The sequence below is a fragment of the Paenibacillus sp. J22R160 genome, from assembly GCF_059692135.1.
In genome coordinates, this window is sequence record NZ_JCAUAU010000013.1 from 136,503 (window position 1) to 154,451 (window position 17,949).

Consider the following 17,949-nt stretch of genomic DNA (forward strand, 5'->3'; position numbering starts at 1 on the left):
ATGTTAGATGAGATAAAAAAAGAAAGTGGGAACAAACGTGGGCCGTAAGTGGAATAACATTAAAGAGAAAAAAGCCTCAAAAGACGCGAATACAAGTAGAATTTATGCGAAATTCGGACTTGAAATTTATGTAGCTGCACGGAAAGGCGAACCGGATCCTGAAGCAAATCGTGCATTGAAAGTTGTTCTCGAACGGGCAAAAACTTACAATGTACCGAAAGCGATAATAGATCGCGCTATCGATAAAGCAAAAGGCAGCTCAGATGAAATTTATGAAGAGCTTCGTTATGAAGGCTTTGGACCAAATGGGTCTATGATCATTGTGGACGCATTGACGAATAACGTGAACCGTACGGCGCCGGCTGTTCGTTCAGCTTTTAATAAAAATGGCGGCAATATGGGCGTTAGCGGCTCTGTTGCTTACATGTTTGACGCGACAGCGGTTATCGGTCTTGAAGGCAAAAGCATGGATGAAGTCATGGAAGTTTTGCTCGAAGCGGACGTTGACATTCGTGACATCGTGGAAGAAGACGAAATGGTCATGGTATATGCGGACCCAGAGCAGTTCCACGCTGTGCAAGAAGCATTCAAACAAGTTGGAATTAGCGAGTTTGCTGTTGCTGAGTTGACGATGTTGGCTCAAAACAACGTCACTTTATCGGAAGAAGGACAAGTTCAATTCGATAAATTGATCGAAGCTTTGGAAGATTTAGAGGATGTACAGCAGGTTTATCATAACGTGGAATAATTCATATAGGATTAGCCTAGAGATCCGCGCCAAGCGCGGGTCTTTTTTTTAATTTCCCATTTTCATAAAATTAAGCATTGGGGAAATTACAGTTGTAGAACGTTGGAAAGGATTGCATCTTGATGAGCAACCAGTTTCCTTCCGCTGACAACTTTCTTTCGCAGAAATGATCGTATTTACGATGTTTTTCCCTTATTTGTAATCCTCAAAGTGCTCGAAAGATTGGCCTGTTTGCGATTTGGATCACGGACATCATCCTCAGCAGAAGGTGATAGAGATAAGCAGTAGCACAAATATTAAAATGATTTTCATATATGTTAGTTCACATCGCCTATGTATGTGCCGAACTTGCGATAACGCATTCCGTCGTGAACATTGTTTGCCAAAGACAGTTAGCCTATGCATGTTTGGCATGTGAGACATACACGTGTCCTTGAGGAATACGCTAATATAAAGCCTGTGAAATACCGTTTAGGGCCTAACAGGGAGGGAAGGATATGCAAGAGCATTTACAGAGATGGGAATTGCACTTAAACAGCATACAATGGGAAATAGCGCAAGACCGAATAGAGCCTCACGAGGATCATCTTGAAATGAGCGGCAAAAAGGTGTCCGTTATTGTCAGTTATGGCGTTAACCAGGACGGGAAGCTGATCCTTTCCTGCAAAGTTGTGTGGCCTACACTTAGGACGATTCCTAATGATACGCACGGGAGCTTGATCCATGATTTTGAGTTGGAGTCGTTGCCGACTATATGGATAAATGGGAATCCGAGCAGCAATGAAAAGCCGATAGCTATTCAGTTTAATGGTTTGTTGCATATCCAAAGTAAAGCGGATAATGGGGTAATGATCGACAGAACGCTATTTCCTTCAACGAGTTCGAAAAGTGTTTTTGAAAAATTCGTGATTACCAATACATCTGATCAAGCTGTTTCGATTAAAATCAGTTCCTCCAATTTGCGCAAGTCTGTAAAGGGAGTCACCGGTATTTATTTCATCGAAGTTTCGCACGATGCAGCAAGTAGCTACTTGCTCGGATCGCAGGAGTCTTGTCAATTCAGCATTCGAATTCATGCCAGACATTTGCAAGAGAAGGATGTAAGGATGGATGTTCGTCAAGAAGAAGAACGAAGGTCCGAATTTATTAGTCAAATGAATCAAAATCTACGCTTGGAAACACCAGATCGCGTTCTTAATCAAATGTTTGCATTTGCTAAAATAAGAGCCGCGGAAAGCATTTTTGAAACGAAAAATGGACCTATGCATGGCCCCGGCGGCGGGCGTTACTACGCGGCAATTTGGACCAACGACCAAGTGGAGTACGCGGGTCCCTTTTTTCCTTATCTGGGATATGCGCTTGGAAAAGAAGCAACACGCAATGCGTTGCGTTTGTATAGGGCTTTCATGGGACCAGACTATCAGCCGATCCCAAGTTCCATCATTGCGGAAGGTAGTGATATCTGGGAAGGAGCGGGAGACCGCGGCGATGCAGCGATGTACGCTTATGGCGCGACACTATTTGCGCTGAGCTCGGGTGATCTGAATGTAGCAACTGACCTATGGCCAGCAATCGTTTGGTGCTTAAACTATTGTGAAAAGCAAAAGAATAAAGATGGCGTTATCCTATCTGATTCCGACGAGTTGGAGGGGAGATTCCCGAGTGGTTCAGCGAATCTTTCAACCTCTTGCTTGGCTTATGCTGCTTATGTTTATGGTTCACGTTTAGCTAGAGAGCTAGGCGACGAGGCAATCGCCAAACAATATGAATCATCTGCTCAAGAGCTGGATGAAGCGATTGAGCAATACTTCGGAGCTGCAATCGAAGGCTATGACACGTACCGATATTATGATGGAAATGACCTCTTACGAGCATGGATTTGTTCACCGTTAGTGATGGGTATTGAGAAGCGCAAATCTGGAACGATTCAGGCTTTGCTTTCCCCAAGGCTGTGGTCGGAAGATGGTTTAGTCACACAAGCAGGAGACACCACCTTCTGGGACAGGTCTACGCTGTATGCTTTACGGGGGCTGTTTATCGTAGGCGCGACGGAGGAAGCAATCTCTTATTTGCTTTCCTATTCGCAACGGCGATTACTTGGAAATCATGTCCCTTATGCCGTTGAAGCTTATCCTGAAGGCAATCAGAGGCATCTTTCTGCTGAAAGCGCGTTATATGGGCGAATTATTACGGAGGGCATTTTTGGACTTCAGCCCACAGGGTTAAACCGTTTTATTTGTAAACCAAGATTACCTGATGCTTGGAATCATATGGCTCTTCGGTCGATCCATGTAGGTGGTCGAGAGTTGGATTTGATCGTGAATCGGCAGGGGGGAAGGATTGAGCTGATCGTCTCAGATCAAGATGGGCTCGTTAAATTTGAAGGGGCGATAGGGACAGCATTTGAAGTGAAAAAATAAGGTAGGATGAATCAAGTTCCATGGAAGGATGACAACATTGTCTACAGAAGTGTTAGAGCAAGTCCCGCGTATTCTCGAACGGTTTCCGAGCTTGTCAGAAATTTCCCTTGAGGATTGGAACAGTGAGGGGATAACCGTTGTCGAAGTACAGCCGAACTTCGTGATTGAAGAGGGGCAATTTCTAGAGCATGCCGTTCTGATTTTGGACGGAGCGGTTAGAATGTATAAGATCAGCAGCAGTGGAAGAGAAATAACGTTATACCGGATCACAGGGGGAGAATGTTGTCCACTCATGATGTCCAGTATCCTTGGTGAAATGGAGTATGAGGCTTCTGCCAGCATCGAAAAACCTACTGTTGTACTGGCTATTCCGGTTCAAATTTTCAGAGATTGGATGGACCGATACAAAATTTTTCGCCAGTTTATTTTCAAAATGTTTGCCAAACGATTGATGATTATGTCCAATCTGCTCGACAGCATCAATTTCAAATCGATCCGCGGCCGCGTAGTCGAATTTATTATACAGATGACTCCGGAAGGCAGTGATACCCTAACGATTACGCATGATACGCTTGCCGTCGAATTGGGATCAGCCCGTGAAGTGATAAGTCGAACACTGAAGTCGTTAGAGAAAGAAGGTTTGCTGCAATTAACCAGAGGGCAAATTTCTCATATCCAGAAGGATAAACTAGTAAAATACATAGAAGAATAATTGGTTTGTGGTTTGTGACAAAGTCACGGTGAGTTTAATTTGTCTTTGCTATAATCATCACATAAAGACAAAACAAACCTTGATGGAGGGAATAAATCATGAAAAATGTTGGCGGTTCAGATCGTTTTATCCGTATTGTATTAGGAATTATCCTGTTGTCGTTGTTTTACTTCCTGCCTGGATATTGGAAATTATTCGGATTCGTTTCGCTTCCGCTCTTGATTACAGGATTTGCTCAAAAATGTGCAATTAATCAATTGCTTGGACGCAATACTTGTAAAATACGATAAAGTAGACAGATAAGGCTATCCGTCTCGGATAGCCTTTTTTTATTGCATAAAAAAGCAACAGGAATAAGAAAATAGCAGTAGAGGGAACGCGGCGGCAGGATAGGAGTATGCAAGTTATAAAGGAACTCGGGGACGCTATTTGTGTAATATCAGGTGATTTGAGGGGCGAAATGGAACTACAGGGCTTTATTTGACCTATTAACCTGACATAGAGGTTAAAATCCTTGAAATAGAGGATCACTGTTCCCATTCACATGGGAAGTTGGCTCATTCCATAGGAATAGCGGATCGTAGTTCCTCTCCTGCAGCTTAAGGATTCAGTTTCATCATCACATGTTGAGAAATAGATTGCAAAAATAAAAAAAACCGTCTCCAAAGCATTCATGCTGCTTTGGAGACGGTTTTTTAGTGTCTTAAGGAATGGAATCTGCGGCGTCGAACGAACAATCTCGTCACAGCTTTTAAGAATAAAAACCATATCGACTTTTTCTTCTGAGATGGATGTCGCACTGAGCGTGGTGTTAAATGAGTGGATGAAAGCACTAGGCTGAGCTCATGCTTTACTTCGGTTGTTTGTACGGGTTCGATAAGGACAGTCATCTCTGCGGTACTGGCGATTAAGGCTTTGCTTTCTAACAGTAAATCCAATCTGCGCTCATATTCAGCAATCCGATTTGAGAGGATCACATTTTCTTGTTTTAACTTTTTAATAAGTTCATACAGTAGTTTCATGGACAGTTTCGGCTTCTCAGACAAGTTCGTTTCTTGATTATCGCAATTAGGGGACAGCAGCAGCAATAGTTCTTCATCACTGATCACTTTATGTGCCACGATAGGTCCTCCTTTTATTAATAGTATTAATCATAGATTAATAGATTGGTTATAAAATGTCGCTCGAAACGCGTTGTCGTTTTGTAGGCATTAATGAGGAACCATGTTCCCCAAAACATGAGGCTAAAAACACTGGAAATTTATCTAAATAAACGGAATTTCATCTAAATACAAATCTGCTATCGGACGGCATAATGTAGTAAAACTACTTGGAGGACCTCATCAAGATGACTAAATATAGGGAGCAACCTGCTCTCATCATCGTCCCCTCATAAATTACCGCTTTCGGAAAATTTGAAAATTTTGCAAGCGATTCGTGAAGCGGATGACCGCATTGTCGTCAATGGGCGCCTTGCACATGGATATGGTTTCGACACGTTCTCCGATTATGTCAGGCTTCATGCGATTACGTTCCTTCCGTTGTCAACCAATCAAGAAGCGAAAGAATCCTATCATGAGGTTGATACAACAGATGTTGGGAATTAGCGGCTGCCTCGGTTAAGGATTTCATGATTCGCTTTTGTAAAAGGACACCGTTGTAACCTTCGTTTGCTTCCTTAGCTCGGAGGGAGGGAGACCGAAATATTTGGAAAATTGCTGGGAAAAATAATGCACCGAGGAGAATCCGAGATCTTCCGCAATCGACGTGATCGAACGATTACTTTCATGGATAGTCGCATAAGCGCGCTGCATTTTAATTCGAAAAAAGCACTCTTTCGGCGTCAGCCCGGTCATTTTCTTAAACATGCTGTAGAACTGTGATTTCTTTAATTGGCACATTTCCAGCCACTGCTCATAAGGCGGATTCATCCCGGGATACTGCTCCATGAGATCAATGATCTTTTGAATCCGGTAATCAGGGATATTGTCCGACAGATTTAAATTGACTAGCTGTAAAATCCAACTGTAAAGCAGGCTGTTCACGATTTCAGCTTTATACTGAATATCCAAGCGATTCATACGGACAATCTGAATGAAGGTTTGAATGAGCTCTGGATACCTAGTTAGCTGCGTAATCCCTGTTAATTGTTCCAATTCTCTACAGGGTCTGCTCTCTGTCAAAAGACCGGCCTCGAAATCGAGCTGAGGATCGAAATAAAGATGCTGAATCGTATTATTTATCGTGAAAAAATCACAGTACATATCGTAGGAAGAAATCGGCTGCGATTCATTCATGTGAAAAGTATGCTTGAGTCCGGGTGGAATGAATACAAGCGTACCCTTCTTTAAAGGATAACTTCGGCCGTTCATCTGCACAGAGCCAGTCCCTTTATAAATGAAATGAAAGGCAAAGCAGTAGCCAAATCTATTTTTTTCTTTTACTCTGCCGGAATAGGCATGGTAATGAGCTGCCCGAATGGATGGTTGAATCGAGACGATAGAAGTTAATCCCGTCATTGGTTAACACCTCTAGTCTGCGAAATTGCAAGAATGTTGCCATTTTACGCATTTTTCTTAGGATAAACCGCTTACTATCAGCTGTCAATTGAGATTAACATTTCGAAAAATGTAAGGAGTGTTTATATGACTATTCAAACTAAAAGCTTGTACGACAGATTGAAACCAGCACCTAAGAACGGTGGATTTCGAATGGAAGGGTATTGGGTGTGGTGCGGTTCCGTGATAAAAGGTGAGGATGGCCGCTTTCACATGTTTGCATCAAGGTGGCCCAACCATCTGCCGATGCACCCAGGCTGGCTTGTTCATTCAGAAGTTGTTCGAGCGGTCTCTGATACGCCGGAAGGGCCTTATTCGTTCGAGGAGATTGTGCTTCCTGCGCGCGGAGCTGAATATTGGGACGGCCGCAGTACGCATAACCCGCATATAACCAAACACGGGGACACCTACGTGTTATATTATATGGGTTCAACAAATCCTCTGGCAGATGTATTGCCGGGAGAAGAATTCGGCCTTACAGATCCGCGTTGTATCGTTGCCCGTGCGAATAAGCGAATAGGCATAGCCACTTCAACAAGCGTGTTCGGTCCTTGGGAACGGAGGGACACTCCGATTTTACCGACAAGACCCGGACATTTTGACAGCTTCCTGACCTCAAATCCTGCGCCGTGTATTCATGAGGACGGCTCCGTCATGCTCATTTATAAAGCGCGTCAATACGAAGGTAATGTTCACGGGAAAATGATGATCGGTGCGGCGCGAGCGGACCGTTTTGACGGTCCCTACCACGTAGTCAGCGAAGATCCGGTATTTCCGCCCGCTAAATTTCATCTGGAAGATCCATTTATTTGGCACACAGGTGAGCGTTACGAGCTTATCGCTAAAGATATGGATGGCCACATCTGCGGAGAGCTCCATGCAGGCATTCAGGCTCACTCCATGGATGGATTAACCTGGCATGTATCAGACAATCCGAAAGCATATTCCAGGAAAGTCCGCTGGGATGACGGTACGGAGACGGTAATGGGCAGCTTCGAGCGACCCTTTATTCTTTTCCAAGATGGCAAACCAACGCATTTATTTGCGGCAACAGCAGATGGTGCAGGAGGATTTACGAAAGCTTCTCAGACTTGGAACATGGTGGTGCCGATTGCTTCGGAATAACGAACAAGCCATCGTAAATGAACAAGCCAGTCTCTGGTTATCAGAGGCTGGCTTGTTTATTTTCATGAAGAGCTAAGACATATCTATTGAATTAAGACAATATAGTTGAATATAACAAATTTGGGGAGGCCGTGTGATATGGGGGCAGCTGCAATAAAAGGATGGACAACTATGCTAGCCGGAGTCATGTTATTAGGGAGCTTAGCAGGGTGCAGTGGTAGCGGAGGTACAAGCAACTCGCCAGCGCCTGGCGAAAGTACACCAGCTTCAACGGATGCTCCGAAAAGTACTGAGCCTGCTGCAAAACAAGTAACGCTTCAGATGATCGAAAGCCTGACAAGCCCGGAGCGCACGAAACTGCTTCAAGATGCTATTGGACGGTTTCAGAAGGACAATCCCAACATTAAAGTAGAGCTCATATCGCCGCCATTCGATCAAGCAGACAATAAGATTAGGACGATGCTGGCTGCCAAGCAAGACCTCGATATCCTAGAGGTAAGGGATCTGAACATTGCCGAGTATGTCAATAATGGCTATCTGGAGCCCTTGGATTCCTATGCATCAAGCTGGGCAGATAGTAAAACTCTTTCTGGTACATCCAAAGTAGTAGGCTCAACGGGAGGCAAACTGTATTTTATCGCAAATGCCTTATATCAAAGACAGATGTTTTATCGGAAAGACTGGTTTGATGCCAAAGGGTTAACAGCGCCGAAAACGTGGGATGAACTGGTTGATGCGGCCAAAAAACTGACCGATCCGAAGCAAAATCGTTACGGCTTCTCATTCCGGGGAGGACCGGGGGCGAATGGGAATTTTGATCATATGATTTATGATTACAATGATAAAGTCATGAATATTGACAATGCGCCATTTACGAAGGATGGCAAGACGGTGTACGGGACTCCTGAAGCCAAACAAGCGTTAGAATTGTATAAAAAGCTTTACAAAGAAGCATCGCCGCCGGACTCCATCAACTGGGGCTTCCAAGACCAGGTTCAAGCCTTTACATCAGGCGTAACCGGCATTTTGCTTCAGGATCCAGACGTAATTAAAGTTCTTCAGGACAAAATGGACCCCAAAACTCTTGAGACAGCAGCGATGCCTCTCGGACCTAACGGGAAATCATTGGTCAGCACAGGAGCAGCAGGTTGGGGAGTAACCGCCAATTCCAAAAATAAGAATGAAGCATGGAAATTAATTTCTTATCTCTCTAGTCCGAAAGAAAATACGGAATTCTCCAAACAAATCGGCACGATTCCGATCCATACATCGGCAACAGCGGACGCTTTCTTCCAAACAGGACCTTATAAAACGCTTCTGGATATGACGGCAAAAGCGGATACTTTCGTCAACTTTACACCGCCATTTAAGTATCCAGGCAATGGCAGCTGGGGAGAGCTGAGCATGAAAGGGCAGCAATCCTATTTGCTGGATAAAAAATCCTCTGACGACCTTCTGAAGGAATGGGATAAATTCTGGGTGGATCAGCAGGCAGGTTTGAAAAAATAAGGAAACAAGCAGCAAGCGGCGGGCGCTCATCGCCTGCCGCTGCTGTCTTACCGGGGAGGTGTTCGACGTGAGTGCAAGGCAAAAATTCATTCTCTCCAGCTTGCTGCCCGCACTGCTGCTAGTCATGGTTTTTACCTACTACCCCTTTCTGAAGGGGGTTGTTATGGCATTTCAAGATTACAAGCTGTTCAATCTGAAGCAGGTGCATTTCGTCGGGATGCAAAACTTCGTTGATGCGTTCCGTGACCATCAGTTTCTTGCTGCGCTGAAAAATAGCTTGTACTGGGTGTTCTTTTCGTTAATTCTGCAATTCCTTCTAGGATTTATCCTAGCATTGTTTTTGAATAAGAAATTTTGGGGACGAGGCGTGTATCAAGGATTTATTTTTTATCCGTGGGCGTTATCCGGCTTTCTAATTGGTCTTATTTGGAAATGGTTATTTAACTCGCAAATCGGCGTCATCAATGATCTCTTGCTGCGACTGGGCATCATTGAAGACCGAATTGGTTTCTTGTCGGATCCCGATTGGGCGATGTCTTCCGTAATAATTGCGAATGTATGGTATGGCATAGCTTTCTTCACGATTATGCTGTTAGCTGCGCTCCAATCTATTCCTTCTGAGCTCTATGAAGCGGCGAGCATTGATGGGGCTAACAGCTATCGTAAGCTGCTTGATGTGACAATTCCGTACATTATGCCAACCATCATCGCTACGACGTTGCTGCGGGTCATATGGATATTTAATGATCCAACACTCATCTATGGTATGACGAATGGGGGGCCGGGAGGGGCTACACACATTCTATCTTCCTTAATGCTCAATAAAATCATCTATGACGGGGATTATGGGGCTGCTTCGGCCGTTGGTGTCATTATGATTGTGATGTTGTTTCTGTACACCGTATTTTATTTGATGGTAACGAAGTCGGAGAAGGTAGGTGACTTTTGATGAAACGAAGATTCTGGTATCGGCTCATGAAGGTTGTCTTTCTCTCTTTTTACTTCGTGCTAATGGTGTTTCCATTATACTGGATCGTCATTACCTCATTGAAACCACAGAAGGAAATCTTCAGTTATCCAATTCATTATTGGCCTGAGCAATTCACGTTCCAAAACTACATTAACATTTTCAAAGTGTCAAAATTCAACGTATATATCGCCAACAGCCTGCTTGTCTCCATTACTTCTGCGCTGATCGTTATCGTGATCGCTGTATGCAGCGCCTATGTGCTCGCGCGATTCCGGTTTCGGGGCCATAGACAAATTATGCTCGGTTTCTTCATCACCCAAATGCTTCCAGGGTTCATTTCACTGGCTCCACTTTATATGATGATGTCAAATATGCATTTGCTCAATCAAAGAATCTCATTGATTCTAATGTATACGGTTATTCTGATTCCATTTTCCACGATCATGCTGCGGGGCTTTTTCCAACGAATACCGTCCAATTTGGAGGAAGCAGCGATGATCGACGGTTGTTCCCAGCTGTCTGCCTTGATTCGAGTAATCATCCCAATTATGATGCCAGGGATCTCCTCCATGTTCATATTTGCTTTCGTGCAGAACTGGAACGAGCTGTTCTTGGCCGTTATGTTTATTGATAATGAATCGCTTAAAACGCTGCCGGTAGCTATGAATTCTTTTATCCTCAAATTTAATGTCGATTGGGGTTCTATGTCCGCTGGAACTGTGCTTTCTGTACTGCCAACCATTCTATTGTTCGCTCTCGCACAGCGGTTTATTGTGGAGGGATTAACCCAAGGGGCGGTGAAAGGCTAATGACTGCAAATGAGAAGCTGTACTCGATCGTGGCACATGATGAACATGATCACCAGCACCACGGCTCTATCAACGTTCCGATTTACCAGACAAGTTTATTTTCCTTCGATACGTATGATCAATATAATTTGGCAAGAGTGGATGAGCAAGAAAATTTCGTGTACTCAAGAGGCAATAATCCAACTGTAAGATTCTTGGAAGATAAGCTTGCTCAGTTAGAGCAGGGGGAGAGGGCAAAGTGCTTCTCATCCGGAATGGCGGCCATTTCGGCAGCGATTATGTCGATCGTCAAGTCAGGCGATCATGTGATTTGCACGCATCAAGCGTATGGTCCCACAAGGGAATTCCTTGGCAATTATCTCCGAAAATTCGGTGTTGAAACGACTTTTGTCGATGGCTGTGCTTTAGATAACTGGAAAAATGCGGTGAGGTCAAACACAAGGTTACTGTATTTGGAGAGCCCGACCAGTATGTTTTTTCAACTGCAGGACATCCGAAATTGTGCTGATTTGGCAGCCTCCATTGGGGCGGAAACGATCCTCGACAACTCTTGGGCGACACCTTGTTTCCAAAATCCGCTCACACTGGGGATCGGTCTCGTCGTCCATTCGATAACGAAGTATATTTCTGGACATAGCGATTGCTTAGGAGGCGTCGTTGTCGGTTCCAAGCGCTTGATGGACCCGCTAATGTCAACAGAATATATGCTATTCGGCGGCATCATGACACCACAAACAGCAGGGTTGGTAACGCGAGGACTCCGAACACTTCCTTTACGAATGCAGCGCCACGAATTAAGCGGGCTTAAAGTTGCTGAATATGTAAGCAGACAGCGATTTGTCGCGAAAATAAACCATCCTGGACTGCCGACTCACCCTCAGTATGAACTGGCAAGTTCTCAGATGTCTGGCAGCAGCAGTTTATTTTCCTTTGAATCCCGTGAGCCTGTTGACAAGCTGAGAGCCTGGGCAGATCGCATGCAATATTTCCGTATTGGAGCTAGTTGGGGCGGATTTGAAAGTTTGATCAATGTGAATGCACGGCATGTTTTGAATGCCAACGATTCGCAAATCGGTACGCTTGTTCGACTCTATATCGGGGCTGAAGACCCTGATGATTTAATTCGAGATCTGGATCAAGCCTGGCGAAGTGTCGCACTGAGCCCTTCTGAGGAGGAGCTGTATGAGCAGAATCCGGGTATCAACCAAAAGGGATGAACGGCAGCCGCTTTATTTGCAAATTCAAGAGCATTTTAAACAAGTAATCCTTTCGGGAGAGCTGGAAGTAAATAGCAAATTTCCGACGGAGAAGCAATTGATTGAACAATTCAAGGTCAGCCGAATGACGGTGTCTAATGCGCTTACGCAGCTCGCGAATGATGGATGGATCTACCGAATTCCGGGGAGAGGCAGCTTTGTCAGCTCAGGGTTTGAGGTGAACTTGGATAAGAATTTGGACGATAATTCGGAGAATAATCAATCAGCAGCTGGTATGCAAACTAAGGAGTTAGGGAAATTTGCTTCCACGCGTAAAATGATTGGTTTAGTTCTTCCCTTGTTGGAAGATTTCTTTGCAATCCGGCTTATTAGGGGAATCCAGACCGCTCTGGAAGACACCGGCTATTATTTGTCCATCGTCCTTTCTCACAATCGGCAGGAGCGGGAAAAGGAAGCGATCCAGGAGTTGATTCAAAACGGGGCGGCTGGGCTTATTATTTTTCCGATTGATGCAGAGACGTACAATGAAGAAATTTTGATTTTGAAAATGAACAAATTCCCGTTCGTGCTGGTCGACCGTTTCTTGCCAGGGTTTGAAACGCATTGTGTCTGCTCGGATAATATGGTGAGCGCACAGTTGGCTGTCAACCATTTGTGGGAGCTAGGACATAGAGACATCGCCATATGCTCGGATATTTCGATAGGCACTATGACCGTTGACGAGCGGATTCGCGGTTATATGGAAGCGCTGAAACAAAAAGGCTCGATGATTAATCCGGCGTTGATCGTGACTGATTTTGAGGTGAGCGATAGGAGTTCTATTGAAAAACATCCGCTATATTCGTACATGAGGAATCGCACTGCAACCGCATACATTACTTTGAACATGAAGTTAGGCTTATTTATGGCTGGACTAATTAAACAATTAGAGATGAAGGTCCCGAATGATCTATCTATTATTACTTACGACAATCCGTACTCGGAGCTCACCGACAATCCTGCTTTCACCCATATTGATCAGCATGAACAGGAGATAGGATCGAAATCGGTTGAACTGCTGCTTAGACTGCTTAACAAAGAGAAGATGAACGAGCCCATGAAATGGATCGTGAAGTCAGCTTTAGTTTCTGGGGAGTCCTCGGGCAGAATAGCGGCGAAGGTTTAAGTGCAGGTATAGACAAGGAGGAGAAACAGAATGAATCCCATTTCTAGTCCAGGAGAATTTACGGAGTTAGACCGATTCACGTTCGAATCTTGGGGCTACCTTTTGATTCCGAATGTCCTCTCAGAAGAGGAAGTAAACGAATGTCTGGAGGCTTCCATCCGCTTGCATAAGTCAGCCGGCACAACCGGCTGGGCACAAGTGGGAAGAGGATATGAAACGGAATTATCCTTAGAGCGACTAATCGATCATCCGGCTGTACTGCCCAAAGTCAGGGCGCTTTATGGGGATCGGTTTATTATGCAGTCCGGCTGGTGCACGAAACAGCCCGCTTTCGGCGGGGTAGGCGGATGGCATCAAGACGGATCAGGCGCTTACGACTTTCGTAAGCTCGGCTATCCAATTCCATTGCTTCAACTCAGGGCTTCCTTTTTACTGACGGATCAGACGGTTCCACGAACCGGAAATATGGAGCTCATTCCAGGAAGCCATCGAAGCCAGGTTCAGCTGCCGGACTCGATTAAATCGAGCAGGGAAAGCGTGCCCAACAGTCACGTCATATGTGCCCCGGCAGGCTCGGTCTTATTTTTTCATAATGCCGTATGGCACCGCACTTATGCGCATGACGGCGATTATGACCGTTACACGATGCACTACATTTATAGTCCGCCTTGGGTGCGGTGCTCCGATCGATTCGAGAATAATCCAGAGTTTCTGCAGCGCACAACGCCGACTCGCCGCTATCTCATGGGAGAATTTGAAAGACCTGACGCGCCTTTTGGCGCCAGTTATCCAACCCAATTTGAGCATGAATGATTCGCGAATCATAATGAAAAAAGCCCAAGATGGACGTTCATCTTTGGGCTTTTTTACTGTGAAGAATCGCATTCCCAACCCCATCACATCTAACAAAAAATAAGTTATTTTTGATAGGAGACTAAAGAGGCAGGCTCATCATAAAATGTAAATCCATAAAATTTATTGCTCGGCATTTCATTCGTTTTAGTTTTGACGATCGGACGTGTCTCGTTCTTATATTCAACTAAGCCCAATCCAACAACAGCCCCTGCAAAGAAAAGTAATGTGAGTGCTATGCCAATATGATTCTTTTTCATGAGAACTCTCCCAGGTACATTCTACATCGGCTGCAGGATTTGCTTGATGGTGCTTGTTTTATTGTAAATCATTATTTACGTAAAAGTTGTAGAAACGTGACACTAATCATTACTTTCCTCATTATTCTTTCTTAAGAACTATCTGCCGGTTGGACTCAAGTGGACGCATAAACCAGGCGTCACCCTGATTGGAGATGCCGCGCATCCGATGTCGCCTTTTGCGGGTGAAGGCATGAACAACCAACTCCATAGCTGTTGGTACACCACCTTGCTTTTAACGCAGAAAATGGGCAAATGCGCCAAATTCGGATAGAATAAGAATTGACACATTTTACAAAGAAGAGGGATACGGATGAAACGAATTACGATATTGGTCGCGGATGACGAGGCGGAGATTGCCGATCTGATTGCGCTGCATTTAGAAAGAGAAGGCTACCAAATTATCAAAGCAGCAGATGGCAAAGAGGCTGTCCATGCGATTCAATCGCATTCGATTGATTTGGCTATTTTAGATATTATGATGCCTAAGTTAGATGGTCATGAGGTGACGCGGCAAATTCGTGAGAAGTATCAAATGCCGATCATTTTTCTAAGCGCCAAATCGTCTGACTTGGATAAAATAACGGGATTGGTGATAGGGGCTGATGATTACATGACCAAACCGTTTAATCCGATGGAACTAGTCGCCCGAGTGAACGCTCATCTGCGTCGGTCCATGCAGTTAAGCCAACCCAAAGCTGACCAGACTCTGCTTGAAGCAGGCGGATTGACGATTGATCCTGATAAGCGGACCGTAAAACTATATGGTGAGAATATTGAATTAACACCGAAAGAATTTGATATTCTATATCTTCTAGCGGGCCATTCCAAGAAGGTGTTCAGTGTGGAAAATATTTTCCAACACGTATGGGGCGAAGCCTTCTATGAAAGTGGCAACACCGTCATGGTGCATATCCGTACACTGCGCAAAAAACTGGGTGAAGATGAGAACAATAAAAACAAATGGATCAAAACCGTTTGGGGTGTGGGATATACATTCAATGGCTAAAATGATACGAAGTTTCCGTTTCCAAATGATTGTTCTATTAGGGATGAGCATGCTTTTGTCAGGTATTTTCACGTTCATCCTTTACAAAGTGCTTCAGCTTTACTACAGCGGCGTTCGAGCTGAGGATCCGTTGGCGAAATTTCGCCATTTTATCTCCAGTATTGGGGATTTTAATTTCTTTCTAATCTTTTTTATCCCGCTAGCGATTGTATGTTTCTTTTTCCTGACCAAACCTTACGCCACTTATTTTCATGAGATTTCCACGGGGATTCACCGACTCGCTAACGGGGACTTCCAAAGTCGTGTGCACATTTCATCGAACGACGAGTTCAGGGATATTGCAGAAGACATTAATATGGCTAGTGAGAAGCTGCAAAAGGCGGTAGAGCGAGGCGATTTTGCGGAAACCAGCAAAGATCAACTGGTTTTGAATTTAGCTCACGATTTGCGAACACCTTTAACCTCGGTTTTGGGTTATTTAGATTTACTGCTTCAGGACAATCAATTGACGGCGGAGCAAATCAAGCACTATACAACAATAGCTTTTACCAAGTCTAAACGGCTAGAGAAGCTTATTGATGAGCTGTTTGAACTCACAAGAATGAATTACGGGATGCTTTCTATTGAGAAAAAGCAAATCGATCTGAGCGATCTTCTCATTCAGCTGAATGAAGAAATGTTCCCTGTTTTTGAGAAAAGTCATCTGCTAGCTAGATTAAATATCGAGCCGCATTTGCAAATTCGGGGTGATGGGGAGCTGTTGGCACGAGTTTTTGAAAATTTATTAACGAATGCGAATCGCTATGGAAAAGACGGCCAGTTCGTGGATATCAACTGTCAGCTTGATGCAGGTGAAGTTGTGGTCCAAGTCGTTAATTATGGCGATAGTATTCCACCGGACGAGCTGCCGCATATCTTTGACATGTTTTATACCGGTGACCGGGCACGCACGCATCAAGGGGGGAGTACTGGACTAGGTCTGTTCATTGCAAAAAATATCGTGGAACAGCATCTGGGAACGATTTCTGCCCAAAGCAACTTGATTCGTACGCTCTTTGAAGTGCGTTTACCGCTTTAATGAAAGAAATTTAAGAAAAACTTTAAGTTTATCCCACTTCTTTCTTAAAAAGTTTGCTCTATTCTTATGTCTAGTAAGAAGAAGGAGGAAACGAAGAATGAAGAAGTGGGTTTTTTGGCTTGTCATACTTGCACTACTCGGATATGAAGCCATGCACCAGAAACCGGAACGCGTAATCGAGAAACAAGGGGTTGAACAATTCGAGATTCATGAGTCGATTCCCGCAAAGAGCGAACAAACGCTAAAGATCATGAAAGATCAAATATACCAAGGCAATCTAGTCTTAGTTAATAAGGATTACCCGATCCATCAAGTAGGGATTCTCACGGATGTGGTTAATCTTTTTCAACATAAAGAGTTGGTTGATGGTTTTGTTTTATTAGATAACACAATTCGTTTGTCTCAAAGCATAGTGAAAAATTTTACAACGATGATTCGAGCTGCTGATAAAGAGGGGATTCATCATTTTATGATTAACAGCGGCTATCGGGATAATAACGAGCAAAGTAAGCTTTATAAAGATATGGGCCCAGACTATGCTTTGCCGGCGGGGAATAGCGAGCATAACTTAGGGATATCCCTTGATATTGGTTCTACGCAATCGGAGATGAGTCAAGCTCCTGAAGGGAATTGGCTTAAGCAAAATGCTCCGACTTACGGGTTTATTTTACGTTATCCCAAGGATAAAACGGCGATCACCGGCATTCAGTATGAACCTTGGCATTTCCGATATGTTGGTTTACCTCATAGTCTGATTATGCAGCAAAAGAATTTAACGTTGGAACAATATTTGGAATTCCTGAAACAACAAAAGACACTAACAACGACGATTCTGGGTGTAGAATATCAAATTTCCTATCATCCGATTTCGAAAAATACAACCATTCAAGTGCCAAGTAATCGTAAATTTCTATTGTCCGGCAACAACATGGATGGCGTCATTGTGACTGTATTTTAATGAATGGATTCAAAATCTTAGGAAGGTGAGGATGCCAAATGAAACAGATGAAACAGATGAAACAGATGAAACTCATGTATGACGCTGCGATGTCCGGGCTATTTGCCCTCTATATATACGTGGTATTCAAAGTTATCTTATTTAAGTTCGGTTCGATGGACTTCCTCTTCCTCTGGCAGCAACTTCAGAGAAATATAGGGAATTCATTCTATATCCGGCAACGATTGCTAACAGCAAATTTCCATCCATTCGAGTCGATATCACAGAATATCCATAGTCTATCCGGCCATGACATTATCAATTTGTATGGAAATATCTTGATTTTCATTCCTTATGGTATTTTCCTGATGCTATTGTCGAACAAATCAAGGATGTCATTGATAGGGGTAGGTTTTCGTTCCTTGGCCTTAAGTTTGAGCTTGGAATGCTTACAGGTTATCTTTTTAATCGGCAGCTTTGATGTAGATGATCTCATTTTAAATGTGTCCGGCGGTTTGATCGGTTTTTGTCTATGCAAACT

At 44.0% G+C, this 17,949-nt stretch carries 18 protein-coding genes and 2 pseudogenes; 17 read left to right on the plus strand and 3 right to left on the minus strand.

Going from position 1 to position 17,949, the window contains the following annotated elements; all coding sequences use genetic code 11:
- Positions 1 to 37 precede the first annotated feature (37 nt).
- From AC58UW_RS22790 to AC58UW_RS22805, 4 genes are all read left to right on the plus strand, one after another.
- Positions 38 to 748: a YebC/PmpR family DNA-binding transcriptional regulator gene (locus AC58UW_RS22790; protein WP_497422893.1), complete on the plus strand. Its 711-nt coding sequence runs from the start codon at positions 38 to 40 to the stop codon at positions 746 to 748.
- Positions 749 to 1,245: 497 nt separating this feature from the next.
- A complete protein-coding gene (locus AC58UW_RS22795; protein WP_497422894.1) occupies positions 1,246 to 3,168 on the plus strand; it encodes a glucosidase family protein in 1,923 nt (640 codons plus the stop codon).
- A gap of 28 nt (positions 3,169 to 3,196) precedes the next feature.
- A complete protein-coding gene (locus tag AC58UW_RS22800; RefSeq protein WP_497422895.1) occupies positions 3,197 to 3,880 on the plus strand; it encodes a Crp/Fnr family transcriptional regulator in 684 nt (227 codons plus the stop codon).
- 98 nt (positions 3,881 to 3,978) lie between these two features.
- Positions 3,979 to 4,170, plus strand: a complete 192-nt coding sequence (locus AC58UW_RS22805) for a YgaP family membrane protein (protein ID WP_497422896.1) — start codon at positions 3,979 to 3,981, stop codon at positions 4,168 to 4,170.
- 405 nt (positions 4,171 to 4,575) lie between these two features.
- Here AC58UW_RS22805 and AC58UW_RS22810 read toward each other — a convergent pair whose 3' ends face one another.
- The gene (locus AC58UW_RS22810; RefSeq protein WP_497422897.1) at positions 4,576 to 5,001 is read right to left on the minus strand and encodes a hypothetical protein; all 426 of its coding nucleotides are present in this window, start codon (positions 4,999 to 5,001) and stop codon (positions 4,576 to 4,578) included.
- Positions 5,002 to 5,295: 294 nt separating this feature from the next.
- On the opposite strand from AC58UW_RS22810, the gene AC58UW_RS22815 reads away from it, so the two are divergent.
- The gene (locus AC58UW_RS22815) at positions 5,296 to 5,487 is read left to right on the plus strand and encodes a hypothetical protein (RefSeq protein ID WP_497422898.1); all 192 of its coding nucleotides are present in this window, start codon (positions 5,296 to 5,298) and stop codon (positions 5,485 to 5,487) included.
- Positions 5,488 to 5,508: 21 nt separating this feature from the next.
- Here the strand turns inward: AC58UW_RS22815 and AC58UW_RS22820 are convergent, their stop codons facing one another.
- Positions 5,509 to 6,399 carry an AraC family transcriptional regulator gene (locus AC58UW_RS22820; protein ID WP_497422899.1) on the minus strand — a complete coding sequence of 297 codons (891 nt, stop codon included), beginning with the start codon at positions 6,397 to 6,399 and terminating at the stop codon, positions 5,509 to 5,511.
- A gap of 126 nt (positions 6,400 to 6,525) precedes the next feature.
- Between AC58UW_RS22820 and AC58UW_RS22825 the strand changes: the two genes are divergently transcribed.
- The 7 genes from AC58UW_RS22825 (at position 6,526) to AC58UW_RS22855 (ending at position 14,046) form a co-directional block, all read left to right on the plus strand.
- The gene (locus AC58UW_RS22825; protein WP_497422900.1) at positions 6,526 to 7,563 is read left to right on the plus strand and encodes a glycoside hydrolase family protein; all 1,038 of its coding nucleotides are present in this window, start codon (positions 6,526 to 6,528) and stop codon (positions 7,561 to 7,563) included.
- Between the two features lie 138 nt (positions 7,564 to 7,701).
- Positions 7,702 to 9,072, plus strand: a complete 1,371-nt coding sequence (locus AC58UW_RS22830) for an ABC transporter substrate-binding protein (protein WP_497422901.1) — start codon at positions 7,702 to 7,704, stop codon at positions 9,070 to 9,072.
- Positions 9,073 to 9,139: 67 nt separating this feature from the next.
- Positions 9,140 to 10,021 carry a carbohydrate ABC transporter permease gene (locus AC58UW_RS22835; RefSeq protein ID WP_497422902.1) on the plus strand — a complete coding sequence of 294 codons (882 nt, stop codon included), beginning with the start codon at positions 9,140 to 9,142 and terminating at the stop codon, positions 10,019 to 10,021.
- Positions 10,021 to 10,851 (plus strand): carbohydrate ABC transporter permease, encoded by an 831-nt coding sequence (locus AC58UW_RS22840; protein ID WP_497422903.1) that lies wholly within the window; start codon positions 10,021 to 10,023, stop codon positions 10,849 to 10,851. Before AC58UW_RS22835 ends, AC58UW_RS22840 begins: the two co-directional genes overlap by 1 nt.
- Positions 10,851 to 12,068, plus strand: a complete 1,218-nt coding sequence (locus tag AC58UW_RS22845; RefSeq protein WP_497422904.1) for a trans-sulfuration enzyme family protein — start codon at positions 10,851 to 10,853, stop codon at positions 12,066 to 12,068. The genes AC58UW_RS22840 and AC58UW_RS22845 overlap by 1 nt, the downstream gene beginning before the upstream one ends.
- Positions 12,034 to 13,233 carry a GntR family transcriptional regulator gene (locus AC58UW_RS22850; RefSeq protein WP_497422905.1) on the plus strand — a complete coding sequence of 400 codons (1,200 nt, stop codon included), beginning with the start codon at positions 12,034 to 12,036 and terminating at the stop codon, positions 13,231 to 13,233. Before AC58UW_RS22845 ends, AC58UW_RS22850 begins: the two co-directional genes overlap by 35 nt.
- A 30-nt stretch (positions 13,234 to 13,263) precedes the next feature.
- Positions 13,264 to 14,046 (plus strand): phytanoyl-CoA dioxygenase family protein, encoded by a 783-nt coding sequence (locus AC58UW_RS22855; RefSeq protein WP_497422906.1) that lies wholly within the window; start codon positions 13,264 to 13,266, stop codon positions 14,044 to 14,046.
- A 104-nt stretch (positions 14,047 to 14,150) separates the two neighbouring features.
- On the opposite strand, the gene AC58UW_RS22860 is transcribed toward AC58UW_RS22855, so the two are convergent.
- Positions 14,151 to 14,345: a hypothetical protein gene (locus tag AC58UW_RS22860; RefSeq protein ID WP_497422907.1), complete on the minus strand. Its 195-nt coding sequence runs from the start codon at positions 14,343 to 14,345 to the stop codon at positions 14,151 to 14,153.
- 142 nt (positions 14,346 to 14,487) lie between these two features.
- Here AC58UW_RS22860 and AC58UW_RS22865 point away from each other — a divergent pair.
- The 5 genes and pseudogenes from AC58UW_RS22865 to AC58UW_RS22885 form a co-directional block, all read left to right on the plus strand.
- A pseudogene (locus AC58UW_RS22865) lies at positions 14,488 to 14,583 on the plus strand (FAD-dependent oxidoreductase); the annotation flags it as partial.
- A 114-nt stretch (positions 14,584 to 14,697) separates the two neighbouring features.
- Positions 14,698 to 15,393, plus strand: coding sequence for a response regulator transcription factor (locus AC58UW_RS22870; RefSeq protein ID WP_497422908.1), 696 nt, complete (start codon positions 14,698 to 14,700; stop codon positions 15,391 to 15,393).
- Positions 15,386 to 16,471 carry a sensor histidine kinase gene (locus AC58UW_RS22875; protein WP_497422909.1) on the plus strand — a complete coding sequence of 362 codons (1,086 nt, stop codon included), beginning with the start codon at positions 15,386 to 15,388 and terminating at the stop codon, positions 16,469 to 16,471. Before AC58UW_RS22870 ends, AC58UW_RS22875 begins: the two co-directional genes overlap by 8 nt.
- Positions 16,472 to 16,568: 97 nt before the next feature.
- A complete protein-coding gene (locus AC58UW_RS22880) occupies positions 16,569 to 17,429 on the plus strand; it encodes a M15 family metallopeptidase (RefSeq protein WP_497422910.1) in 861 nt (286 codons plus the stop codon).
- Between the two features lie 89 nt (positions 17,430 to 17,518).
- Positions 17,519 to 17,941 (plus strand): annotated as a pseudogene (locus AC58UW_RS22885) (VanZ family protein); the annotation flags it as partial.
- Positions 17,942 to 17,949: the final 8 nt, after the last annotated feature.